The 22,120-nt window shown below is 68.2% G+C and carries 25 protein-coding genes; 12 read left to right on the plus strand and 13 right to left on the minus strand.

Going from position 1 to position 22,120, the window contains the following annotated elements:
* Positions 1-71: 71 nt before the first annotated feature.
* Together ACNJ7E_RS24865 and ACNJ7E_RS24870 are read right to left on the minus strand one after the other, a co-directional pair.
* Positions 72-1,340 (minus strand): class I SAM-dependent RNA methyltransferase, encoded by a 1,269-nt coding sequence (locus ACNJ7E_RS24865; RefSeq protein WP_418341199.1) that lies wholly within the window; start codon positions 1,338-1,340, stop codon positions 72-74.
* Positions 1,341-1,353: 13 nt separating this feature from the next.
* On the minus strand, positions 1,354-3,348 hold the full coding sequence (locus ACNJ7E_RS24870) for an APC family permease (protein ID WP_025432406.1): 1,995 nt from the start codon (positions 3,346-3,348) through the stop codon (positions 1,354-1,356).
* 162 nt (positions 3,349-3,510) lie between these two features.
* Between ACNJ7E_RS24870 and ACNJ7E_RS24875 the strand changes: the two genes are divergently transcribed.
* From ACNJ7E_RS24875 to ACNJ7E_RS24885, 3 genes are read left to right on the plus strand one after another with little or no spacing between them, the layout of a single operon-like run.
* Complete coding sequence (locus ACNJ7E_RS24875; protein ID WP_005240869.1) at positions 3,511-4,176, plus strand: potassium channel family protein; 666 nt, start codon at positions 3,511-3,513, stop codon at positions 4,174-4,176.
* A gap of 48 nt (positions 4,177-4,224) precedes the next feature.
* On the plus strand, positions 4,225-4,884 hold the full coding sequence (locus ACNJ7E_RS24880) for a potassium channel family protein (RefSeq protein WP_280783316.1): 660 nt from the start codon (positions 4,225-4,227) through the stop codon (positions 4,882-4,884).
* Between the two features lie 35 nt (positions 4,885-4,919).
* Positions 4,920-5,219: a GNAT family N-acetyltransferase gene (locus tag ACNJ7E_RS24885; protein WP_105414639.1), complete on the plus strand. Its 300-nt coding sequence runs from the start codon at positions 4,920-4,922 to the stop codon at positions 5,217-5,219.
* Positions 5,220-5,287: 68 nt separating this feature from the next.
* On the opposite strand, the gene ACNJ7E_RS24890 is transcribed toward ACNJ7E_RS24885, so the two are convergent.
* Together ACNJ7E_RS24890 and ACNJ7E_RS24895 are read right to left on the minus strand one after the other, a co-directional pair.
* Entirely contained in the window at positions 5,288-5,968 is a 681-nt protein-coding gene (locus ACNJ7E_RS24890) for a DUF3159 domain-containing protein (RefSeq protein WP_105414596.1), read from the minus strand.
* Between the two features lie 28 nt (positions 5,969-5,996).
* On the minus strand, positions 5,997-6,374 hold the full coding sequence (locus ACNJ7E_RS24895) for an OB-fold nucleic acid binding domain-containing protein (protein ID WP_005240856.1): 378 nt from the start codon (positions 6,372-6,374) through the stop codon (positions 5,997-5,999).
* Between the two features lie 136 nt (positions 6,375-6,510).
* On the opposite strand from ACNJ7E_RS24895, the gene ACNJ7E_RS24900 reads away from it, so the two are divergent.
* On the plus strand, positions 6,511-7,224 hold the full coding sequence (locus tag ACNJ7E_RS24900) for an alpha/beta fold hydrolase (RefSeq protein WP_418341200.1): 714 nt from the start codon (positions 6,511-6,513) through the stop codon (positions 7,222-7,224).
* 24 nt (positions 7,225-7,248) lie between these two features.
* On the opposite strand, the gene ACNJ7E_RS24905 is transcribed toward ACNJ7E_RS24900, so the two are convergent.
* Together ACNJ7E_RS24905 and dut are read right to left on the minus strand one after the other, a co-directional pair.
* Positions 7,249-8,109 carry a DUF3710 domain-containing protein gene (locus tag ACNJ7E_RS24905; RefSeq protein WP_280783314.1) on the minus strand — a complete coding sequence of 287 codons (861 nt, stop codon included), beginning with the start codon at positions 8,107-8,109 and terminating at the stop codon, positions 7,249-7,251.
* 2 nt (positions 8,110-8,111) lie between these two features.
* Complete coding sequence (gene dut / locus ACNJ7E_RS24910; RefSeq protein WP_418341201.1) at positions 8,112-8,633, minus strand: dUTP diphosphatase; 522 nt, start codon at positions 8,631-8,633, stop codon at positions 8,112-8,114.
* Positions 8,634-8,719: 86 nt separating this feature from the next.
* On the opposite strand from dut, the gene ACNJ7E_RS24915 reads away from it, so the two are divergent.
* A complete protein-coding gene (locus tag ACNJ7E_RS24915; protein ID WP_280783357.1) occupies positions 8,720-9,190 on the plus strand; it encodes a DUF3093 domain-containing protein in 471 nt (156 codons plus the stop codon).
* 46 nt (positions 9,191-9,236) lie between these two features.
* Here ACNJ7E_RS24915 and ACNJ7E_RS24920 read toward each other — a convergent pair whose 3' ends face one another.
* Positions 9,237-9,539, minus strand: coding sequence for a DUF4193 domain-containing protein (locus ACNJ7E_RS24920; protein WP_005240850.1), 303 nt, complete (start codon positions 9,537-9,539; stop codon positions 9,237-9,239).
* A 480-nt stretch (positions 9,540-10,019) separates the two neighbouring features.
* Here ACNJ7E_RS24920 and cei point away from each other — a divergent pair, with 480 nt between their 5' ends.
* Positions 10,020-10,709, plus strand: a complete 690-nt coding sequence (cei, locus tag ACNJ7E_RS24925; protein ID WP_105414591.1) for an envelope integrity protein Cei — start codon at positions 10,020-10,022, stop codon at positions 10,707-10,709.
* A gap of 7 nt (positions 10,710-10,716) precedes the next feature.
* Here cei and ACNJ7E_RS24930 read toward each other — a convergent pair whose 3' ends face one another.
* Complete coding sequence (locus ACNJ7E_RS24930; RefSeq protein WP_283331909.1) at positions 10,717-11,619, minus strand: inositol monophosphatase family protein; 903 nt, start codon at positions 11,617-11,619, stop codon at positions 10,717-10,719.
* Positions 11,620-11,775: 156 nt separating this feature from the next.
* Between ACNJ7E_RS24930 and ppgK the strand changes: the two genes are divergently transcribed.
* Together ppgK and ACNJ7E_RS24940 are read left to right on the plus strand one after the other, a co-directional pair.
* Positions 11,776-12,528 (plus strand): polyphosphate--glucose phosphotransferase, encoded by a 753-nt coding sequence (gene ppgK / locus ACNJ7E_RS24935; RefSeq protein ID WP_283331910.1) that lies wholly within the window; start codon positions 11,776-11,778, stop codon positions 12,526-12,528.
* Between the two features lie 121 nt (positions 12,529-12,649).
* Positions 12,650-14,023: an RNA polymerase sigma factor gene (locus ACNJ7E_RS24940; protein WP_105414588.1), complete on the plus strand. Its 1,374-nt coding sequence runs from the start codon at positions 12,650-12,652 to the stop codon at positions 14,021-14,023.
* A gap of 62 nt (positions 14,024-14,085) precedes the next feature.
* Here the strand turns inward: ACNJ7E_RS24940 and ACNJ7E_RS24945 are convergent, their stop codons facing one another.
* From ACNJ7E_RS24945 to ACNJ7E_RS24955, 3 genes are read right to left on the minus strand one after another with little or no spacing between them, the layout of a single operon-like run.
* Positions 14,086-15,258, minus strand: coding sequence for a cation:proton antiporter (locus tag ACNJ7E_RS24945; protein ID WP_005261095.1), 1,173 nt, complete (start codon positions 15,256-15,258; stop codon positions 14,086-14,088).
* 7 nt (positions 15,259-15,265) lie between these two features.
* Complete coding sequence (locus ACNJ7E_RS24950) at positions 15,266-15,748, minus strand: cation:proton antiporter regulatory subunit (RefSeq protein WP_005240833.1); 483 nt, start codon at positions 15,746-15,748, stop codon at positions 15,266-15,268.
* Between the two features lie 47 nt (positions 15,749-15,795).
* The gene (locus ACNJ7E_RS24955; protein ID WP_418341202.1) at positions 15,796-16,149 is read right to left on the minus strand and encodes a DUF952 domain-containing protein; all 354 of its coding nucleotides are present in this window, start codon (positions 16,147-16,149) and stop codon (positions 15,796-15,798) included.
* Positions 16,150-16,409: 260 nt separating this feature from the next.
* Here ACNJ7E_RS24955 and ACNJ7E_RS24960 point away from each other — a divergent pair, with 260 nt between their 5' ends.
* Positions 16,410-16,604, plus strand: a complete 195-nt coding sequence (locus ACNJ7E_RS24960) for a DUF7455 domain-containing protein (protein WP_005240831.1) — start codon at positions 16,410-16,412, stop codon at positions 16,602-16,604.
* A 107-nt stretch (positions 16,605-16,711) separates the two neighbouring features.
* Here ACNJ7E_RS24960 and ACNJ7E_RS24965 read toward each other — a convergent pair whose 3' ends face one another.
* Positions 16,712-18,472 carry a DEAD/DEAH box helicase gene (locus ACNJ7E_RS24965; RefSeq protein WP_280783356.1) on the minus strand — a complete coding sequence of 587 codons (1,761 nt, stop codon included), beginning with the start codon at positions 18,470-18,472 and terminating at the stop codon, positions 16,712-16,714.
* 255 nt (positions 18,473-18,727) lie between these two features.
* Here ACNJ7E_RS24965 and ACNJ7E_RS24970 point away from each other — a divergent pair, with 255 nt between their 5' ends.
* Entirely contained in the window at positions 18,728-19,900 is a 1,173-nt protein-coding gene (locus ACNJ7E_RS24970) for a YihY/virulence factor BrkB family protein (RefSeq protein ID WP_418341203.1), read from the plus strand.
* Here the strand turns inward: ACNJ7E_RS24970 and ACNJ7E_RS24975 are convergent.
* Positions 19,873-20,109 carry a DUF3039 domain-containing protein gene (locus ACNJ7E_RS24975; protein ID WP_005240826.1) on the minus strand — a complete coding sequence of 79 codons (237 nt, stop codon included), beginning with the start codon at positions 20,107-20,109 and terminating at the stop codon, positions 19,873-19,875. The genes ACNJ7E_RS24970 and ACNJ7E_RS24975 overlap by 28 nt on opposite strands.
* 77 nt (positions 20,110-20,186) lie before the next feature.
* Between ACNJ7E_RS24975 and ACNJ7E_RS24980 the strand changes: the two genes are divergently transcribed.
* Together ACNJ7E_RS24980 and ACNJ7E_RS24985 are read left to right on the plus strand one after the other, a co-directional pair.
* Positions 20,187-20,546 (plus strand): DUF3099 domain-containing protein, encoded by a 360-nt coding sequence (locus ACNJ7E_RS24980; RefSeq protein ID WP_005261100.1) that lies wholly within the window; start codon positions 20,187-20,189, stop codon positions 20,544-20,546.
* 30 nt (positions 20,547-20,576) lie between these two features.
* Entirely contained in the window at positions 20,577-22,055 is a 1,479-nt protein-coding gene (locus ACNJ7E_RS24985) for a DUF7782 domain-containing protein (RefSeq protein ID WP_418341204.1), read from the plus strand.
* Positions 22,056-22,120: the final 65 nt, after the last annotated feature.

The raw sequence follows: 22,120 nt of genomic DNA on the forward strand, positions 1-22,120 counted from the left end.
CCCGTCCCACACACCCACTACTTGCGGGCCGACTATAACGTTTTGTTGCGTTCGGTAACGATGCGCCGCTGTCAGCGCGTCAGCAACGCGATGCACTCCACGTGGTGGGTGAGAGGGAACGCATCGAACGCGCGCAGCTCGTCGACATGATATCCCTGCGCGAGGTACAGACCGATGTCGCGGGCGAACGACGCCGGGTCGCATCCCACGTGCACGACCCGCTCGGCGCCCGCGGCGGCGACCGCGTCGATCACGTCACGCCCGGCACCCGCACGCGGCGGATCGAGCACCACGACCTGCGGCGGGGAGGCGAGCCCGGAGACGGCGCGCTCTACCCGGTCGGAGTGGAACCGCACCTGCGGGAGGTCGGAGAGCGCGGCCTTCCCGTCCGACACGGCCTGGCGTGAGGACTCGACGGAATCCACGTGTCCGGACGGCCCGGCATCGCCGGCGAGGGCGGCGGCGAACACACCCACTCCCCCGTACAGGTCCCATGCGGTCTCGCCCGCGGACATCCCGGCCCATTCGGCGACCACTGCCGAATACGTTTCCGCGGCCCCGCGATGCGCCTGCCAGAACCCGGTGGCGGCCAGCGCCCATTCCCGGTCGCGCACCCGCTCCACCGGGCGACCCGATCCGACGACCACCCGCTCGGCGCGTGGCGCACCGCTGGCGGCGCGGCGAGCCATGGCACCGCGGCGCCCGGGACTCGTGCGGCCGGTCCGCGACACCTTCGGCGGAGCGATCTCGACCACGTGCCGCTCCCCCGCGCCGTCGAGGACGATCTGCACCTCGCTGCCGGGCGTCCAATCGTGTTCGCTCACACCGTCGTAGGCGGCCGACTCGATCTGCGGGCACGCCAGGTCCGTGACGATCCCGGAACTGCGGTGCCGGTGATAGCCGGGGAGGCCGTCCGGGTCGACGGCGAGCCGTACCCGCGTGCGCCAGCCGGTGCCGTCTCCGGTGCCGGGCAGTTCCTCGACGTCCACGTCCCGCTGCACACGTGCGAGCCGCGCCAACTGCTCGGCCACGACCTGCGCCTTCATGTCCCGCTGCACGTGCAGGCTCGCGTGCGAGAAGTCGCAACACCCCGCGCCGCCCGGACCCGACACCGGGCACACCGGGGTGACCCGCTCCGGGGACGCGTCGAGGATCTCGATCGCGTCGGCCCGGCAGTAGGACCCGCCGCGATCCTCGGTGACGAGGGCAATCACCCGCTCGCCGGGCAGTCCGTGCCGCACGAAGACCACGCGGCCCTCATGGCGGGCGACGACGAAACCGCCGTGCCCGGGATTTCCCAGCCGCAGTTCGAAGCGGCGGTCCGACCAGTTCTCACTCAACGCTTCTCGCCCGTCACTTGTCGTCGGGTTCGTAGCCGCGGCGTGACGCCCCGGCCGTGTATTCGATGTTCAGTGTCTTCGCCTTCTCGGACGAGTTCAGTTGCCACGGAACGCTGGTGACCATCACACCCGGCTGGAACAGCAGGCGGCTCTTGAGCCGCAGCGCACTCTGGTTGTGCAGGATCTGCTCCCACCAGTGCCCCACCACGTACTCGGGGATGAACACGGTGACGACGTCCCGCGGCGAATCCTTCCGGACGCGCCGCACGTAGTCGAGCACGGGTTTGGTGATTTCGCGGTACGGCGACTCGATCACCTTGAGCGGCACCGCAATGTCGGTCTTCTCCCACTGGCGCACGAGCGCCCGGGTGTCGGGTTCGTCGACGTTCACCGTGATCGCCTCGAGTGTGTCCGGCCGTGTGGCCCGGGCATAGGCGAGCGCCCGCATCGTCGGCATGTGCAGCTTGGAGACGAGGACGATGGAGTGAGTCCGGCTGGGCAGCACCCCGTCCCATTCCTGTTCCTCGAGCTCCCGCGCGACGCTGTCGTAGTGCTTCCGGATCATCTTCATCACGACGAAGATGGCGACCATGGCCACGATCGCGATCCAGGCGCCTGCCGCGAACTTCGTGATGAGCACGATGATCAGGACGGCGCCGGTCATGGCGAGGCCGATGGAGTTGATCACCCGGGAGCGGTGCATCCGCCGGCGCTGAGCCGGGTCGTTCTCGGTCTTCAGGTGCCGGGTCCAGTGCCGGATCATGCCCGTCTGGCTCAGCACGAACGAGACGAACACGCCGACGATGTACAGCTGGATCAGCTTGGTCACCTCGGCGCCGAACAGGACGACGAACGCGATCGCCGCCCCGGACAGGAACAGGATGCCGTTGCTGAACGCCAGGCGGTCGCCGCGGGTGTGCAGCTGACGGGGCAGGTAGCGATCCTGCGCGAGGATCGAGCCGAGCACGGGGAACCCGTTGAAGGCAGTATTGGCGGCCAGCACGAGGATCAGAGCCGTCACGATCGCGATGAAATAGAAGCCGATGGGGAAACCGCCGAACACCGTCTCCGCGATCTGCGCGATCAGAGTCTTCTGGTGATATCCGGCGGGGGCGCCGATCAGCTGCTCGGCCGGGCTGTGCGCGTACACGATCCCGATCTTCTGGGCCAGGATGATGATGCCCATCAGCAGCACGATGGCAATCGATCCCAGCAGCAGCAGCGTGGTGGCCGCGTTGCGGGACTTGGGCTTCTGGAAGGCGGGAACACCGTTGCTGATCGCCTCGACACCGGTCAGTGCCGCACAGCCGGAGGAGAAGGCCCGCGCGATCAGGAACGCGAACGCGATCCCGTACAGGTGGGAGTCCTCGGCTTCGAGTTCGAATCCGGACGATTCGGCGCGCAGGTCGTCGCCGAGGACGAAGATCTGGAAGAACCCCCACAGCAGCATCAGGGCCATGCCGGCGATGAACGCGTATGTCGGGATCGCGAAGGCTGCACCGGATTCACGGATGCCACGCAGGTTGATGGCAGTCAGCAGCACGATGGCCGCGACCGCGAACAGCACCTTGTGCTGGGCCACGAACGGCACCGCCGAACCGATGTTGGACGCGGCCGACGAGATGGAGACCGCGACCGTGAGGACGTAGTCCACCAGTAGGGCGCTGCCCACGGTCAGACCCGCGTTGGGACCGAGATTGACGGTCGCGACCTCGTAGTCGCCGCCGCCCGACGGGTAGGCGTGCACGTTCTGCCGGTAACTGGCGACCACCACCGCCATCACTGCGGCGACGGCAAGTCCGATCCAGGGGGTGTAGGCGTAGGCGGAGATGCCCGCCACCGATAGTACGAGGAAGATTTCCTCGGGGGCGTAGGCCACCGACGACATCGCATCGGAGGCGAAGACCGGGAGGGCGATCCTCTTGGGAAGCAGCGTGTGCCCGAGCTTGTCGCTCCGGAAGGGTCTGCCTAGCAGTAGCCGCTTTGTGGCGGTCGAGAGCTTTGACACTGCCAAAGCGTAAGCCGTCCGCAGAAAACCTGGACCCTCACCCACCAATGTGTCCGGATTGCGATCTCTGTCTCGGTTGCTCTTCCGCCTGGGCACTGTACGGTTCGATTCGGTACGCACGTACTCGAGACGTGACGTAAGAGCCCATGAACGGAGTACAAGGTGTATGTGGTCATCATGGGATGCGGCCGGGTCGGCTCATCCCTCGCTGGCTCGCTGACCCGGATCGGCCATGAGGTCGCGGTCATCGATCGCGACCCTGCCGCATTCCTACGTCTCGAACCCGACTTCCCCGGACGCACCGTCGTCGGCATGGGATTCGACCGTGACGTGCTGGTCAAGTCCGGTATCGAGCGCGCAGAGGCATTCGCCGCAGTGTCGTCCGGAGACAACTCCAACATCATTTCCGCACGCGTGGCCCGGGAGACGTTCGGCGTGGAGCGCGTCGTCGCCCGGATCTACGACGCCAAGCGTGCCGCCGTGTACGAGCGGCTCGGGATCCCCACTGTCGCCACCGTCCCGTGGTCCACGGACCGCTTCCTGCACACCCTCACCCGCGACAGCCAGACCGCCAAGTGGCGCGATCCGTCCGGAACCGTCGCGGTCACCGAGTTGTCCCTGCACGAGGATTGGATCGGCAGGCCGGTCGCCGAACTCGAGGCGGCGACGAATTCGCGTGTCGCGTTCATCATCCGCTTCGGCACCGGCGTCCTTCCCGACCGCAAGACGGTCTTCCAGGCCGACGACCAGGTGTACATCGCGGCCGTGTCGGGAACGGTGGCCGAGGCCGTCGCGCTCGCGGGCAATCCCCCGCCTTCGGACAACTGAGACGGCAGTGAGAATGTTCACGATCGACCACCCGAACGGAAGCAATCGATGAGAGTCGCAATCGCAGGAGCCGGCGCAGTCGGACGCTCGATCGCGCGCGAACTGGTCCGCAGCGAACACGCCGTCATGCTGATCGAACGCAAGCTCGAGCACGTCGAACAGGAGTCGGTGCCCGAAGCGACCTGGGTCCACGCCGACGCGTGCGAACTGAGCAGCCTCGAGGCCGCATCCCTCGAAACCTACGAGGTGGTGATCGCGGCCACCGGTGACGACAAGGCCAACCTGGTCCTCAGCCTCCTCGCGAAGACCGAGTTCGGGGTCAGTCGTGTGGTCGCCCGCGTCAACGATCCCCGCAACGAGTGGTTGTTCGACGAGTCCTGGGGAGTCGACGTCGCCGTCTCCACCCCCCGGATGCTCGCCTCGCTGGTGGAGGAGGCGGTGTCGGTCGGCGATCTCGTGCGGCTGATGACATTTCGCAAGGGGCAGGCCAACCTCGTCGAGGTCACGCTGCCCGACAACACCCCGCTCGCCGGGAAGCCCGTCCGCAAGCTGCAATTGCCCCGCGATGCCGCGCTGGTCACCATTCTCCGCGGCGGACGGGTCATCGTGCCGCAGCAGGACGATCCGCTCGAGGGCGGTGACGAACTGCTGTTCGTCGCGTCCGTGGACGTCGAGGACGACCTGCGAGCGGCCGTCGGGCTCTCCTGACCCGGCGGGGACCGATCGACACCCGGGAGGATCCGATGGGTACCACCGCAACACCCGAGAGCATCGTCGTCACCGACAGCCCGCAGCAGAGCCGGTACGAGATCCACGCCGACGATGAACTCGCGGGAATCGAGCAGTACGAAGTCGACGGGGACGTACACGTTTTCGTTCACACCGAGATCTATCCGCAGTACGAGGGACTCGGACTCGCCCGGACGCTCGTGGGTGCGGCCCTGGACGATCTCCGCCGCCGTGGGCTGCGGGTGCGCCCGGTGTGCCCGTACGTCGTGAGGTTCGTGTCGAAGCATCCCGAGTACCAGGACCTCGTGGCCTGATCGGGTCGGCGACTTCGTCTCCGGCACAACCGGTCAGGGCCGACGCGGTCCTCGGCGTGGGGATGCACTCAGGTGCGGCCGGGCTCGTCGCGGGGGCCGCCCGCTTCCGTGTCGTCCGTCGGTTCGCCGGCGTCGTCCGACGGTGCCGGTTCGACGATCCGGTCTGCCCGGCGCACAGCCCAGATCGTCACCAGGAGAGCCAATCCCGCCAACGGCCAGCCCATCGCGATGCGCGCGAACGCGAGCCAGCCCGTCTGGTCCGAATCGTAGAGTTGCGACTGCACGAGATACCGGGCCGCGAACACCAGCGCCCAGGCTGCGGTGGCCACGTCATAGGCACGTACCGCACCGCGATGGCGCCGCCAGAGGTTGCCGTGGCCGTTGAGGAATCCCCAGATCAGGCCGACGATCGGCCAGCGCACCAGAATCGAGATCAGGAACACCGCCCCGTAGGCGAGGCTCGTGTAGATCCCGAAGAGAAAGTATCCCTTGGCATCGCCCGTGCGGTACGCGATGAACGCGGAGATGCCGACGCCGACGAACCCGGACACCGCGGGCTGGATGGGGCTGCGGCGGACGAGGCGCCAGACGAGAATGGCGACGGCGACGCCGAGGGCCGCCCAGATAGCCGGACCCAGGCCCCACACACCGTTGACCGGAACGAAAACCAGGATGGGCAGGGTCGAATAGACCAGCCCGCTGAGCCCACCGAGCTGTTCGAGTATGGATTGCTGCTTCGTTTCGGTCACTCAACGAGAGTGCCACACGAGAGGGCCGCTACGATTCGCCGCGCAACTCGTAATACGGGTTGAAGATCACCTTCTGGCCGTCGCGTTCGCCGACACGTCCGCGAACCAGCAGGGTCTTGCCCGGCTCGATGCCCGGAATCCTCCGCCGGCCGATCCATACCAGCTTGATCTGTTCCGTGCCGTCGAAGAACTCGGCTTCGATGCTGGCGTTCCCGGACTTCGGACAGGCTTCGACACTACGGAGTCGCCCCAGCATGGTGACCTCTTCGCCGCGGCTGCAGTCGCAGGCACGTTGTGCGCCGGACGCCTGAGACGTCTCGGCCATTTCCTCGGCGTCCAGCTGCTCGAGGTCCTCGGTGAGCCTGCGAGTCAGCCGACGAAAATATCCTGCCGTGGCGGGTGCCATTGCGCGCTCCTGGAGCATGTGCGACGCGAGATCTTCGCGCCGCTCGTAGGGCTGTGTATTCGCCACTGTAGACCCATTGGTTCCCGGCAACCACACCACCGGAGGAGCGCTGTGACGGACGAGGCAGGATCATCACATGCCCTCTGATAGTCGGCCGTGCGTGGCCGTTGTGCTCCCGGGTACGGGATCCGACGCGGACTTCGTGGCCCGCGCCTTCACCGAGCCTCTGACCTGCCGTGGAGTGCGCACGGCCGCAGTCGAACCCGATCCCCGGCGAGTCGTCGGAAGCTACGTCGACGCGCTCGACGCCGCGGCCGCGCAGCACGGACGCATCCTCGTCGGAGGGGTGTCCATCGGGGCCGCCGTGGCGCTGCAGTGGGCAGGATCACACCCGGATCACGTCGCCGGCGTCCTCGCGGCGCTGCCCGCGTGGACCGGGACCGCCGCGGACGCTCCCGCCGCCGCCAGCGCCCGGTACACCGCGGCCCGGCTGCGGGCCGACGGCCTCGAACAGGTCACCGCCGAGATGATCGCGTCCAGCCCGCCGTGGCTGGGCCGGGAACTGGCGAAATCGTGGCGATCGCAGTGGCCGCACCTTCCCGCCGCACTGGACGAGGCGTCTGAGTACCACGCCCCCAGCGCGGGCGACCTCGAGCGCATCACGGTGCCGGTGGGGATCGCCGCCGGCACCGACGACGCCGTGCATCCCCTCGAGGTCGCCCGGGAGTGGTCCGAACGACTACCGCACGCGGGTCTCGTCACGGTGACGCTGGACGAGATCGGCGCCGACCCGGCGATTCTCGGCTACGCCAGCCTCGATGCGCTCGATTCGGTCCTGCACACGACCTGAGCGCCACATCTCCGGGACCGGGATTCAGCGACCGAGTTGCTGCATCGCCGAACCCGATTCGCCGCGACGCTGCTGCGGCTGCGCCGGGGCCTCCGCGGGGGGCGCCTGCGGCTCGCCCTGCGGACCCGCCGGAGCCGGCTGCTGCGGCGCGGGCTGCTGCGGAGCAGCACCCTGCTGCTGCGCCAGCTGCTGCTGGTGAGCGGCAGCCAGCTGCTGCGCGAGGGCTTCGGGCAGGACCACCGGCAGCGGTGTCCGCACCGGGTTCGGTTCGTTGCCCCGCTTCACGACCGTGTCGCGCAGGATCGCCCTGGCGGTCGCGACGAGCTCCGAGTCGGCCGTGTTGCCACCGCTCGGTCCCGCGACCACGCAGCGCACCATCCACCGGTAGCCGTCGACGCCGATGAAGCGCAGGTCGGCGTTCGGGGTGACGGCGAAGACCTCGCGTCCCCACGGCCCGCTCTCGACGCTCACCGTCGCGTTGTCGTTGCGCAGCGATTCGGCGAGGTCGCCCGCGACTTCCCGCCACTGGCCCGGCGACTTCGGGGCGGCATACGCCGCCACGGTGATGCGCCCCTGCTGGGTGACGAGATGCACGGCCTGCGGCGAACCGTCGGGCGCCATCTCGACCTGCAACTGGGCGCCCTGCGGCATCGGGACGAGGACCGAACCGAGGTCGAGGCGGGTTCCCACCTCACCGACGGTGAGGTCGGCGCCCGACTCGAGGTCGTCGGCGTCGTACGGACCGCCGTCCACCTCGGTCACGGCGTCGTAGTCGTCCTCGTAGTCCGCCTCCTCGTAATCCGCGTCGGCGTCGCCGGCCTCGGCGTCCTCGAAGAAACCGGGCCGGTCGTCCTCGGCTTCCTTCTTCTTACGACGTCCGAACATGATCAGGCTCCTTCACTGGCATTGCCGACGAGGCTCGCGTGGCCTCCGCTCGACCCGTGTCCGTCACTGCCGCGGGTGGTGCCGTCGAGCGACGGGACCTCGACGAACGACACCAGTTCGACCCGCTGGACGAGCAGTTGGGCGATCCGGTCGCCCCGGCGGATCTCGATCGGGGTCTCGAGGTCGTGATTGATCAGGCACACCTTGATCTCGCCGCGGTACCCGGCATCGATGGTGCCGGGGGTGTTGACCACCGACAGACCCGACTTCGCGGCCAGCCCGGATCGGGGGTGGATCAGCCCGACCGTGCCCAGGGGCAGCGCGATCGCGATGCCGGTTCCGACGAGGACACGGCGCCCCGGCTCGATGGTCACGTCGACGGTGCTGCACAGGTCGACACCGGCGTCGCCGTCGTGCGCACGCTGCGGTACCGGAATGTCGGGGTCCAGCCGCTGAAGGGCGACGGGCGGAAGGGCGGGGGTCGCGGCGGAAGAAAGGCCGGGAGATAGGTCGCTCACGTGCACCGAGCCTACTCTCAGACACCGACTATCCTGGTCGGGTGTCACAAACGTCCCGGCCCGAAGTCGCGCCCACCGATAACACCTCGCCCGTGCTGTACTCCGAGCGCCTGTGGGTGCCCGTCTGGTGGTGGGCAGTGGGCTTGTTCGTCGCCGGTCTGCTCGCCGCGGAGGTGCACATGGGTGCGCCGGGCCTGCGCGCGTGGCTGCCGTACGTCCTTCTACTGCCCCTGCCCGTGTGGGGACTCGTCTGGCTCAGCCGTCTCCGCGTCGAGGTCGTCGAGGAACCGGACGGTGTCCACCTGCGGGTCGGACAGGCGCACCTGCCGCTGGATGTCATCTCGCGGGTCGCCGAGGTACCCGGTTCGGCGAAGAGTGCGGCGCTCGGTCGTCAGCTCGACCCCGCCGCCTTCGTGCAACACCGGGTGTGGGTCAAGCCGATGGCACTGATCGTGCTCGACGACCCCGAGGACCCGACCCCCTACTGGTTGATCAGCACACGACGGCCGGCCGAATTGCTGGCCGCCGTCAACCGTGCCCGCCCGCATACCGACGGAGACTGATCGGACGGTGGGCCTCCCACCGTCCGCCTCTCGTACTCGCCGCCGCTCAGGCTGCGCAGTCCCTGCACACCAGTACTCCGCCCGCGTCGCTGGCGAGTCGGCTGCGGTGGTGCACCAGGAAACAGCTCGAACACGTGAACTCGTCGGCCTGCTTCGGCACGACCCGCACCGAGAGCTCTTCACCGGACAGATCCGCGCCGGGCAGTTCGAACGATTCCGCGGTGTCGGACTCGTCCACGTCGACAACAGCCGACTGAGCCTCGTTGCGTCGCGCCTTCAGTTCCTCCAGCGAATCCTCCGAAACCTCGTCGGACTCTGTTCGCCGCGGTGCGTCGTAGTCAGTTGCCATGTCGCCTTCCCCTCATCCTCTTCGGTGTATCCCGGCCCGTGCGGTACGTCGAACCGATTGCTGGTCGACCGTCCACACGAAAACCGCCTCGGCGCAGATCACACCCTGCGGCTGCACAACGCTGCAGCGGATGGGTTCGTGCCCGGAACCAGGCTCCGGAAATATGATCTACGCCTCATTTGTCATCTTCTGCCGACCCTCGTCCTGCACGCTTTGAACGACTGGGGCCGCCAGACAGTAGCCGAAGGAAGTACAAAAGTCGTAACCGAATCGACCGTTCGCGCAAATTGTCTGCTAATCGTCACCAACACCACAGCAAGCTGTGACATTCCACAACGGGGACGGGTTCGGGGTTATGACGTGCCCGGGATCTAAGGTAGGTGCCGAACCTGCGCCACGACGTGTGGCCGGGCCCTGTATCGGTGCGCTGTACGGGTGCAACGTACGAAGCGCAGTTCGTAGGAGAGGTCGAGGCACACTGTGGTTTCACTGATCACCGAAGGCAGCCCGCTCGACGACAAGGGTCGTCCGTTCCGGCGGCGGCGGGCGCTGCCGATCCTCGTGGTGTTCGCGGTCCTCGCCCTGCTCGGGGCCGTCGTGTGGGCCGGCGTCCTCGGCGACGACGAGGATCTGGCCACCACGGTCGACTGCAACCCTCCGCAGCCGGCCGCGCAACCCGTCGACCCCGCCGCCCCGCCGCAGCAGGCGCTGGGCGAAAAGGTCGACGGTTCGACCCTGCGGGACGTGGAGCCTGCCGCGCTGTCCGCCACGAAGGTGCGTGTGTTCAACGCCAACGGCGAGCACGGCCAGGCGGCGCAGGTGGCCGCACAGCTCAGCGACTACGGGTTCGCGAGCGCACCCGACGTCCAGGCGGGCAACGACCCGGTCTACGTCGACCAGAACATGCAGTGCCAGGGCCAGCTGCGGTTCGGTCCCAACGGTGCCGCCGCCGCCAGCGCGCTCTGGCTGGTGGCCCCGTGCGCCGAACTCATCCAGGACACCCGCACCGACGACACGGTCGACCTCGCGCTCGGCACCTACTTCCGCAAGATCTCGCCGAACACCGACGCCGAAGAGGTCCTGCGGTCCCTGAAGGATCCGCCGCCCGGAAGCCAGCCCGCCCCCCTCGACATCGACCTGCTGAAGGCGGCGCGCACCGCCCGCTGCTGACCGGCGGTCACCGTTCCGGGATCGGGGCGTCCACCCCGATCTCGGCGAACAGCGCGTCCAGCGCGTCGGCGATGCCGGGGGCCGCGGCCACCACCACGTCGCCGTCCGCACTCGACGTCTGCGGGGAAGGGATTCGCACGCGGGCCCCCGCCTCGGTCGCGATCAGCGACCCCGCGGCCCAGTCCCACGGGCTCAGCCCGTGTTCGAAATGCGCGTCGACCCGGCCGGCCGCGACCATACACAGATCGAGGGCCGCCGAGCCGATCCGGCGGATGTCCCGCACCCTCGGCAGGATGTCCGCGATGAGGGCGCCCTGCGCCTTGCGCCGCGCTGCGCCGTACCCGAATCCGGTGGCGAGCAACGCCATCGACACGTCGGTGACCGGGTTGCACCGGAGGTCGCTCACCCGCCCGTCCGCGTCGGTGAGGGTGGCCCCGCCGCCGCGTGCCGCCGCGTAGGTCGATCGGGCCGCCACGTCGACCACGGCCCCGGCGACGGACACCCCGTCGATCTGGGCCGCCACGGAGACCGCGTACGCGGGGACGCCGTACAGAAAGTTCACGGTGCCGTCGATCGGATCCACGATCCACCGCACCTCGGCGACGGAATCCTCCTCTCCCCCACCTTCTTCGCCGAGGATCGCGTCGTCGGGGCGAAGCTCCGCGAGCCGGTCGCGGATGACCTGCTCGCTCTCGGTGTCGACCACCGTGACCGGGTCGGTCGGGGTGCTCTTCGAGGCGACGGAATCTCCGGATCCCGCTCGCTTCCCGACGATTCCGAAGACCTCGGGCCGTCGCGCCCGGACGTGGGCGGCGGCTTCCTCGGCCACCGCCACGGCGACCTCGAGCAGTCGCCTGGGGTCGGTGCCGACATGGCCTGGCGCGGACTCTGAACTCTGGGGTGCATGCACCCACCCATCGGAACACACTTTCGCTGCCTCACACCACCGCTGACGGTTCGCACGGCTGGTGTCATCGCCCACCGAACACGCGTCGACACACTAGTGTGACGAGCAGCAGAAGAGCGCCGGAGAACACGTCGTCGTCGACACGAAGGAGCACACGCCATGACCAAAACGGGGTTCGGTGTCGACGTCGGAGGCAGTGGCGTCAAGGGTGGCGTCGTGGATCTCGAGACGGGCCAGCTGGTCGGGGACCGCATCAAACTCCTCACTCCCCAGCCGTCCACTCCGGAGGCGGTCGCGGAGACCGTCGCCGAGATCATCCGCCAGGCAGAATGGGACGGACCGGTCGGTATCACCCTGCCGAGCGTCGTCACCGGCGGTGTGGCGCGATCCGCCGCCAACATCGACAAGAAGTGGATCGGGACGGACGCCCGCGCGCTGTTCTCCGAGGCACTCGGCGGCCGGCTCGTTACCGTCCTCAACGACGCGGATGCGGCGGGGATCGGGGAGGACGCGCTCGGCGCAGGCAAGGACGCGAAGGGGGTCGTCATCCTCCTCACGTTCGGCACCGGCATCGGCTCGGCGATCCTCCACGACGGCGTCCTGCTTCCCAACACCGAGTTCGGGCACATGGAGGTGGACGGCAAGGAAGCCGAGCACCGGGCGGCGTCCTCGGTCAAGGAGAAGAAGGACCTGTCGTACAAGGAATGGGCCGGCGAAGTGAGCCGCGTCCTCACCCGGTTCGAGAACCTCCTGTGGCCGGATCTGTTCATCGCCGGCGGCGGAATCAGCCGGAAGAACGAGAAGTGGATCCCGCATCTGACCAACAGGACACCCGTCGTACCTGCTGCGCTGCTGAATACGGCGGGCATCGTCGGTGCTGCGCTCGCAGTGGAAACGGGCATCGCTCCGTAACTAATTCGGATGGGTCGTTACAATGGAAGAGCCCGGCTGCGCGCCGGCGAAACCAGTAGACCTCTCCGCCGGATGACCACTCTGGCGTGACGCCGCACGACACCGTCACGAAAGGGCGTACGTGGCAGCCACCGATACACGTCAGACTGCTGATTCGACTTCGGAGTCAGGACCGGAAGCACCAGTCGGAGCGGCAGCCACCGGCACCGCTCCGGCAGCCGAGGAAGCTCCCGCGAAGAAGCCGGCGGCCAAGAAGGCTCCCGCCAAGAAGGCAGCAGCGAAGAAGGCCCCCGCCAAGAAGGCGGCGGCCAAGAAGGCGGGCGGCAAGAAGGCCACGGCCGGTAAGGGTGCGGACGGCGAAGACCTCGACGAAGACTCCGCCGACATGGAGGACATCGACATCACCGAGGGCGATCTCGCCGAGGTCGAGTCCGATGTCGTCGAGGTCGTCGCAGTCGGCGAGGACGAGGAGACCGAGGAGCCGTCCGAGAAGGACAAGGCCTCCGGCGACTTCGTGTGGGACGAGGAGGAGTCCGAAGCGCTCCGCCAGGCCCGCAAGGACGCCGAACTGACCGCGTCCGCCGACTCGGTCCGTGCCTACCTCAAGCAGATCGGCAAGGTCGCCCTCCTCAACGCCGAAGAGGAGGTCGAGCTCGCCAAGCGGATCGAGGCCGGGCTCTACGCGACCCAGATCATGCAGGAACTGTCCGATTCCGGCGAGAAGCTCCCCGCCGCCCAGCGCCGGGACATGAGCTGGATCTGCCGCGACGGAAACCGCGCCAAGAACCACCTCCTCGAGGCGAACCTCCGCCTCGTCGTCTCGCTCGCCAAGCGCTACACCGGCCGCGGCATGGCCTTCCTCGACCTGATCCAGGAAGGCAACCTGGGCCTCATCCGTGCCGTCGAGAAGTTCGACTACACCAAGGGCTACAAGTTCTCGACCTACGCCACGTGGTGGATCCGTCAGGCCATCACCCGCGCGATGGCCGACCAGGCCCGCACCATCCGCATCCCGGTGCACATGGTCGAGGTCATCAACAAGCTCGGCCGCATCCAGCGTGAACTCCTGCAGGACCTGGGCCGTGAGCCCACTCCCGAAGAGCTCGCCAAGGAAATGGACATCACGCCCGAGAAGGTGCTGGAGATCCAGCAGTACGCTCGTGAGCCCATCTCCCTCGACCAGACGATCGGCGACGAGGGCGACAGCCAGCTCGGCGACTTCATCGAGGACTCCGAGGCCGTCGTCGCCGTCGACGCCGTGTCGTTCACCCTGCTGCAGGATCAGCTGCAGTCGGTGCTCGAGACGCTCTCCGAGCGTGAAGCGGGCGTCGTGCGCCTGCGCTTCGGCCTGACCGACGGTCAGCCCCGCACCCTCGACGAGATCGGGCAGGTCTACGGGGTCACGCGTGAGCGCATCCGTCAGATCGAGTCCAAGACCATGTCGAAGCTGCGCCACCCGTCCCGGTCGCAGGTGCTGCGCGACTACCTGGACTGACGAACACACCTCGATGCCCCCGGACTCCGAGCGAGTCCGGGGGCATCGTCGTCCGTGTCTCGCTACGCGCTGGTGCGGACCCGGATCCAGGCCCCTGCCACCGGTTCGACCACCCGTGCCGCCACCGGGCCGATGACGGCCATCAGGAGCACGTACGCGGTGGCGAGTGCCACGAGTTCGCTCTCCACCGCTCCGGCCGACAATGCCAGGCCTGCGATGACGATGGAAAACTCGCCGCGCGCGATCAGCGCGACCCCCGCCCGGGCCCGGCCCAGCCGCCCGACGCCCTGCTGTTTCGCCGCCCAGGCGCCGGTGACCATCTTCGTCAGCGCGGTGACCACGGCGAGCAGGACGGCCCAGCCGAGAACCGGTGGAATCGCCCGGGGGTCGGTGTTGAGTCCGAACACCACGAAGAACATCGCGGCGAACAGATCGCGGAGCGGTTCGAGGACGCGGCTCGCGTTGTGGGCGGTCGTACCGGAGATCGCGATCCCCAGCAGGAACGCCCCCACGGCGGCCGACACCTGCATCGCCGAACTGATCCCCGCGACGAGGAGCGCGGCGCCGAGCAGTTTCAGGAGCAGCGTCTCGCTGTCCGGGCTGTCCAGCAGGGCGGACACGTAGCGGCCGTACCGCAGTGCGATCACGAGGACGACCGAGATGACGACGAGGGAGATGCCCACCGCCTCGAGTCCACCGGCGAAACTGACGCCGGCGAGCAGCGCCGTCAGGATGGGCAGATACACGGCCATCGCGAGGTCCTCGAACACGAGAATCGAGAGCACGACCGGCGTTTCACGGTTGCCGAGCCGACCCAGGTCGCTCAGCACCTTCGCGATGATGCCCGACGACGAGATGTAGGTGACGCCGGCCATCACAACCGCGCCGGTGGGTCCCCACCCCAGCATCAGTGCGACGACCGCTCCGGGCGCGGCATTGAGAACGGCGTCCACGACCCCGGCCATCCACGACCGTCGCAGCCCGGTGACGAGTTCCGACGCGGTGTATTCCAGCCCCAGCAGCAGCAGGAGGAGGACCACCCCGATCTCGGCCGCCAAGTGACTGAACTCGCTGATGTCGCCGAGGTTGACGAATCCGCCGCTGCCGAAGCAGAGTCCGCCGAGGAGATAGAACGGGATCGGTGACATGCCGAACTGAGCTGCCAGGCGGCCCAGCAATCCGAGCGCGAAGAACACCGCGCCCAGTTCGATGAGCGCGAGCGTGGTGGTGTTCACGGGAATGTCAGCCGTTGGCCAGGAGCTTGGCCGACGCGTCCAGTCCGTCTGTGGTTCCGACAGCGACCAGGAGGTCGCCCGAGGTGAGCAGGAAGTCGGGCTTCGGTGACGGGTAGACCTGACCGGCCCGCATGACCGCGACGATCGAGACCCCGGTGCGGGTGCGCATCGCCGTGTCGCCGAGCGGGCGGCCGTCGAACCGGGAGTCCTCCTTGATGTACAGCTGCTTGGTGCGGATTCCGGGCAGGTCCCGGTGCTCCTCCTCCAGCTGCGCCACCAGTTGCGGCGCCCCTAGCAGGTTGCTGAGGACTGCCGCCTCCTCGGTGGTGAGCGGCACCGACGCAGCGCACGCATCGGGATCGTCGGCCTTCGAGACGATCAGATCGGTGCGACCGTCGCGATGGGTGATGACACCGATGCGGCGACCGGCGGCGAGTTCGAAGTCCTTACGCACCCCGATACCCGGTAGTGGCGTCACTTCAACGTTCATGCCTCCACGGTAGACCGATCGGTGTGACCAACCGCGCAAGGCTCGCGTCAGTGCCGGGCCGGGAACGTTCCGTCGGCGTCGGGGCGGTAATCCTCGACCGCGGTAACCGCCGTGACGGGCAGCGTCCCGTACAGGTGTGGGAACAGCATCGACGCCGGATCGGCCGGCACGCCCGGCTCCCACTTCACCGGCGCATCAAGCGCGGCGGGGTCGAGCCTCAGCAGGACGAGGTCCGTACGCCCGGCGAACAACCTGTTGGCGGGCAGATGCACCTGAGCCGGCGTCGAGAGGTGCACGAAACCGTCCGCGGCGAACGTCGCGGGCACGCGACTGCCTTCGCGTTCCGCGGTGCGCCATTCCTCGCGACTGCAGATGTGGACCAGCTGGTCTTCTGATTTCACACGGTGAGACTAGCGTCACGCCCCGGAACGAATCAGCTGTCAGCGAACTCGGACCGCGCGGTCTGTTCACATCTGCGCTCGTCACGTCCCTGACGGCGCGTTTCCGGCCGGTTTCGTGTGTGATGCAACACTGAGAAACGCCGACGGGAACAACGCGTAAACCCCAAACGTCTGACAGAGTAGATCCACCGCGCCACCCCCGACGCGGCGGACCAAGGCCCCAGGCACTCGGCATCAGTCGAAGCCAGTACGGAGGAGTCATGCCCGGAACACTGACCAGCCCCCCGTTGACCGCAGCCGACCGGTGCGACCGGTGCGGTGCGGGAGCCCGCGTTCGCGCGGTTCTTCCGACCGGAGGAGAGTTGCTCTTCTGCGGTCACCACGCCAACGAGCACGCAGACCGCCTTCGCGAGATGAACGCCACGATCGTGTCCGAAGCCGAAGCTGCAATCTGATACGTCAGCCCGGGTGACCCGTCCCAGGCTCACCTCTTCAGCACAGAGACCGGCGAGTGCGATGCACTCGCCGGTCTCTTCACGTTCCCGTCACCGGGTGACGGCGGTCACCACTGCCGCAGGGTGGAGATCCGCTCGGTGAGCTGCTCGACGGTGGCGATCGCCGTGGGCGGTCCCCCGCAGACGCGGCGCAGTTCGCCGTGGATGGTCCCGTGCGGCTTGCCCGTCCTGTGGTGGTGCATCGCGACGAGACTGTTCAGTTCCCGGCGCAGCTGCGCGAGCTGTCCGGCGGCAGCCACCCGGTCCGCGACCTGGGGCACGGGCGTGTGCACGGGCGCGGCCGCCGGCTCGGCCTTGTCCAGCTGCTCCGACTGACGCTGACGCAGCAGCGCGCGCATCTGATCGGCGTCGAGCAGCCCGGGCAGACCCAGGTAGTCGGCCTCCTCGTCCGAACCCGAGAACGTGGCCGTCCCGAAGGACGAACCGTCGTAGATCACCTGATCGAGCTCAGCGTCCGCGCCGAGCGAGGTGAACGCCTTCTCCTCCTCGCCGAGCTCATCCTTCTGCTTGTTCGCGTCGGCGAGAAGATCGTCATCGAAGCCGTCCTTCTCCCGGTGCGGCTTGCCGAGCACGTGGTCGCGCTGCGCCTCGAGCTGGCTGGCCAGATCGAGCAGCACCGGAACCGACGGGAGGAACACGCTCGCGGTCTCGCCCTTGCGGCGGGACCGCACGAAACGCCCGATCGCCTGCGCGAAATAGAGCGGGGTGGACGCACTGGTGGCGTACACACCGACGGCCAGGCGGGGAACGTCGACGCCTTCCGACACCATGCGGACGGCGACCATCCACTTCTGGGTGCTCGCCCCGAACTCGGCGATCCGCTTGGACGCCGTCGGGTCGTCGGAGAGCACCACGACCGGGTCTTCCCCGGTGACCGCCTTCAGGGTCTGCGCGTACGCGCGGGCCACGGTCTGGTCGGTGGCGATCACAAGACCGCCGGCGTCGGGCATGCCGCCCGTGCGCAGCTGGCCGAGCCGGGTGTCCGCGGCGTGCAGGACCGCGGGAATCCAGTCGCCCGACGGATCCAGGGCCGTTCGCCACGCCCGGGCCGTCTGTTCCGCGCTGAGCGGCTCACCGAGTCGCGCGGAGAACTCCTCGCCCGCGTTGTTCCTCCAGCGTGCCTCGCCGGAGTACGCGAGAAACACGACGGGCCGGACGACGCCGTCGGCGAGGGCGTCCGAGTACCCGTAGGAGTGATCCGCCTTCGAGCGCATCAGACCCTCGCGATCGGGCTCGTACGTCACGAACGGGATCGCACTGTCGTCGCTGCGGAACGGCGTACCGGTCAGGGCGAGGCGGCGGGTGGCGTCACCGAACGCCTCCCGAATGGCGTCACCCCAGCTCTTCGCGTCACCACCGTGGTGGATCTCGTCGAGGATGACCAGCGTGCGGCGGCTCTCGGTACGGACCCGGTGCTTGAACGGGTGCGAGGCGACCTGCGCGTACGTCACCACGACACCCTGGTAGTCGCTGGACGTCTGCCCGGTCGAGTTCGAGAAGTACGAGTCCAGCGCGATGCCGTTGCGCGCGGCGGACTCGGCCCACTGGTGCTTGAGGTGCTCGGTCGGCGCGACCACGGTCACCTGATCGACGGTGCGATCGCGCAGCAACTCCGACGCGACCCGCAGCGCGAACGTGGTCTTACCGGCGCCCGGCGTCGCGACCGCGAGGAAGTCCTGCGGTCCGGTGGACAGATACTTCGTCAGCGCACGACGCTGCCAGGCACGCAGGGATCCTGCGGGTCTGGCCGGTTCCGTCTGTGCGAGGTAGGCCTCGGTGCCCACGATCTGCGCGGCCTCGGTTTCCACTCTCGGCGCCGACTGGGAGCCCACTGTCTCAGCACTCACGGGCTGCCCTCCGCTGGCATGGCACTGTTTGCTCGCACTCCTCGGTATTCGATCGACATGTCCGGGTCCAGACCCGAAGGCGCTGTCCGTCAAGGAGCCTAGCGTCCGGATCCGACGCGAACCGCATTCGCGACATCCGATAGTGACAGATTTGTCGCGACACGAGGACAGCAGCGGTGGGCAACCGGGCGTGTCGTCAGGGATGCTGGAAACATCATGACCGAAACACCCTCGACAACGCCGCAGAGTGGCGGTGACCCACCCCGGTCCGGGTGGCATCCGCTACGTCGCACACTGAGCGTGATCGGTCGCACAGCGAGCAAGGCCTGGGACGATTCCATCTTCGGAAAGGCGGCCACGGCAGCGTTCTGGCAGACGCTGTCGCTGCCCCCGCTCCTGCTGGGGCTCCTCGGAATGCTCGGCTACGTCGGCGGCTGGTTCGGGCCCGACACCGTCGACATCATCCAGTCGAAGATCATCAATTTCAGCGGGACGGTGTTCAGCGACAGCGTCGTCGAACAGATCATCCGCCCGACGGTCGGCGACGTACTCGAACGCGGACGTCCCGAGATCGTGTCACTGAGCTTCCTGCTGTCCCTGTGGGCCGGCTCGTCCGCCATTTCCACGTTCGTGGACTCGATCGTCGAGGCCCACGGCCAGCAGGAGGCGCGGCACCCGGTGTGGCAGCGCGTGTTCGCGTTGCTGCTGTACGTGATGTTCCTGATCCTCGCCGTGTTCACCCTGCCGCTGGTCGCGCTGGGTCCGACGCTCGTCGGCAGGGTGCTCCCGGAGGCGTGGCGCACGATCGGGACGGAGATCGTCGACACGTTCTACTACCCCGGCGTGGGACTGCTGCTCATCGTCGGCCTGACGACGCTGTACAAGGTGGCGCTCCCCCGATCGCTGCCCTGGCACCGGCTGCTCGGCGGCGCACTCGTCGCGGGGGTGTTCTTCCTCGGAGCGAGCACCTGCCTGCGCCGCTACCTTTCCTGGGTGGCCGGAACCGGGTACACGTACGGGGCGCTGGCCACGCCGATCGCGTTCCTGCTGTTCACGTTCTTCCTGGGGTTCGCGGTGGTGCTCGGTGCCGAGTTCAACGCCACCGTCCAGGAGTTCTGGCCCGCCCGTGCGACGCGCATCGACCAGATGCGGGATTGGATCGCCGCGCAGGCCGAGAGTTCGCCGTCGACGGGTCCGGTGACCAGCTTCACACGTCGCATCGCCACCGGTCCGATCAAGGTCGTCGGAGACCGGGCCCGTCCGGATGCGGCAGAGACGGAGTCCGGGAACGACGACGAGCCCGACGGCCCGGTACGAGAATCCCCCGAGCCACCGGGTGTGCGACGAGCGCCGGCGAAGCCTCAGTCGCCCTTGCGCAATCCTTCGTAGATCTTCTTGCAGTCGGGGCAGACCGGCGATCCCGGTTTCGCGGACTTCGTCACCGGAAACACTTCGCCGCACAACGCGACGACGTGAGTGCCCATGACGGCACTCTCCGCGATCTTGTTCTTCTTGACGTAGTGGAAGAACTTGGGAGTGTCGTCATCGGTCGACTCGTCGGTGGTGACGTCGGGCCGTTCCTTGGTTTGAGTGCTCACCCCTCAATAATGCCGCAACCGGCCGACTATCCCACCCCCTGTGTGCATTTGCCGCCCGACAGTGGAACAGTGGAGGCATGGCACGAAGTGCAGGGTTCGGCGGGTCCCACGACGCCGGCTCCCCGAGCAATCCGGTTCTCATCACCGAGGCAGCGCGATCCATCGAGGATCAACATCGCGCCCGTGTCCGCAAGTACCTGCTCATCATGTCCTTCCGGTTCCCCGCGCTGATCTTCGCGGCGGTGGCGTACGGCATCTGGGAGAACCCGTGGATCTCGATGGCGATCATCGGCGTGTCGATCCCGCTGCCGTGGATCGCGGTTCTCATCGCCAACGACCGGCCGCCGCGCACCAAGGACGAGCCCAGCCGGTACGACCACCGCGAGTCGCCCTCCACCGCGCTCCCCGCGCCGCCGCACCACACGATCGAGGGCTGACGCGGTCGGGCGTGCTGCAACAATGCACGGGTGAACCGTGACGAGCTGCTGTCGATCTGCCCCTCTCTGCGTGAGGCCCTCCGCCGCAACCGGTACGACACGGACACCCTGCTCGATGCGCTGGGACCCGAGGTCCATGCGGCGCTGAGCCGCAACGAGCCGGTCCCGGTGCGCCGGGCCAGCGCCGGCTGCGGCGAACTCGGCACCCTGATCCGCCTGTTCCTGCTCACCGACGACTGTCCCGTCGGCGAGGTGGCCGCGGCGCTCTCCCCGCTCCCGGTCGAGGACGCTGTGGCAGCAGGCCTGCTCGAATCCGACGGTGACGTCGTCCGCGCGGCCCTCGACCTCCGTCCGATGGACATCGGCGGGGGCAACCGCTGGGTGCTCTCCGACCTCGACGGCTCCCTCCGCCCCCGCGAGACCCCCGTCGACCACGTCATCGGCGTCGGACACGCGTCGCTGTCGCTGCTGCAGGCCACCCCGACCGCGCCGGTCGGGACACTGCTCGACGTCGGGACCGGTTGCGGCATCCAGGCCCTGCACGGCACGTCCTACGCCGACTCGGTGACGGCCACGGACCTGAATGTCCGTGCCGTCGATCTGGCGGCAGTCACCGTGGCGCTCAACGAGGAGCAGGTGGAACTGCTCGCCGGCTCGTGGTTCGAGCCGGTCGAGGGCCGCACGTTCGATCAGGTGGTGGCCAATCCGCCGTTCGTCGTCAGCCGCGCCCGGGTGGGTCACACCTACCGAGACTCCGGACTCGACCTCGACGGCGCGAGTGAACTGATGATCTCCCGCGTGGCGGACTACCTCGCGCCCGGCGGCACGGCGGCGCTGCTGGCGTCGTGGATCCACGTCGAGGGCGAGGACTGGCGGGCCCGGGTGGCCTCCTGGCTTCCCGCCCACGGGATCGACGCGTGGGTGGTTCAGCGGGATGTCGCGGACCCGGCCCTGTACGTCGGCACCTGGATGCGGGACGGCGGCCTCGACACCCGGGACCCGGCCACCGCGACTATTGCCGAGGACTGGCTGGATCACCTCGCGAGCGCGAACGTCGAGGGGGTCGGCTTCGGGTTCGTCTACCTGCGCCGGACCGACGCACCCACCGATCTGATGGCGGAGGATCTCACCCACGGCTTCAGCGACCCCTTGGGCGCGGAGGCGCTCGCGTACTTCGAGCGAGTGGCGTGGCTGCGCGAGCACGACGTGCTCACCGCACGTTTCCGCGTGGAGGAGAGCACCGCCCTGGAGCGGGTGTTCCTGCCCGGCGACGAGGGATGGACCCAGGTGGTCGCCCGGTTGCACCGCGGGAACGGCCCGGCGTGGCAGCACGAGATCGACGATCTCGTCGCGTCGCTCGTCGCGGGCATGCGCGGCGACGGCCTCGTGCTGGGCGAACTGATCGAGCTTCTCGCCGCCGCCCACGGCGTCGACGCCGAGGACCTCGCGCAGTCGGCCGTGCCACTCGTGCACGCCCTCGTCCGGCACGGACTCGTGCTTCCCGCGTAGCCGTCGGGTTCCCGATCCGTCCCCCTTATACGTGTTCTCAGCAACTTCTCAGGACCGAATCGAGG

The organism is Rhodococcus mengyinensis (assembly GCF_048381435.1).
Classification (GTDB): Bacteria; Actinomycetota; Actinomycetes; order Mycobacteriales; family Mycobacteriaceae; genus Rhodococcus_F; species Rhodococcus_F opacus_D.

Excerpts from the sequence above, each read along its gene's own strand:
- ACNJ7E_RS24880 (WP_280783316.1), top strand. The coding sequence starts at position 4,225 with ATGAGAGTCGCAATCGCAGGAGCCGGCGCAGTCGGACGCTCGATCGCG.
- ACNJ7E_RS24885 (WP_105414639.1), top strand. The coding sequence starts at position 4,920 with ATGGGTACCACCGCAACACCCGAGAGCATCGTCGTCACCGACAGCCCG.
- ACNJ7E_RS24895 (WP_005240856.1), bottom strand. The coding sequence starts at position 6,374 with ATGGCACCCGCCACGGCAGGATATTTTCGTCGGCTGACTCGCAGGCTC.
- ACNJ7E_RS24900 (WP_418341200.1), top strand. The coding sequence starts at position 6,511 with ATGCCCTCTGATAGTCGGCCGTGCGTGGCCGTTGTGCTCCCGGGTACG.
- ACNJ7E_RS24905 (WP_280783314.1), bottom strand. The coding sequence starts at position 8,109 with ATGTTCGGACGTCGTAAGAAGAAGGAAGCCGAGGACGACCGGCCCGGT.
- ACNJ7E_RS24920 (WP_005240850.1), bottom strand. The coding sequence starts at position 9,539 with ATGGCAACTGACTACGACGCACCGCGGCGAACAGAGTCCGACGAGGTT.
- ppgK (WP_283331910.1), top strand. The coding sequence starts at position 11,776 with ATGACCAAAACGGGGTTCGGTGTCGACGTCGGAGGCAGTGGCGTCAAG.
- ACNJ7E_RS24950 (WP_005240833.1), bottom strand. The coding sequence starts at position 15,748 with ATGAACGTTGAAGTGACGCCACTACCGGGTATCGGGGTGCGTAAGGAC.
- ACNJ7E_RS24960 (WP_005240831.1), top strand. The coding sequence starts at position 16,410 with ATGCCCGGAACACTGACCAGCCCCCCGTTGACCGCAGCCGACCGGTGC.
- ACNJ7E_RS24970 (WP_418341203.1), top strand. The coding sequence starts at position 18,728 with ATGACCGAAACACCCTCGACAACGCCGCAGAGTGGCGGTGACCCACCC.
- ACNJ7E_RS24980 (WP_005261100.1), top strand. The coding sequence starts at position 20,187 with ATGGCACGAAGTGCAGGGTTCGGCGGGTCCCACGACGCCGGCTCCCCG.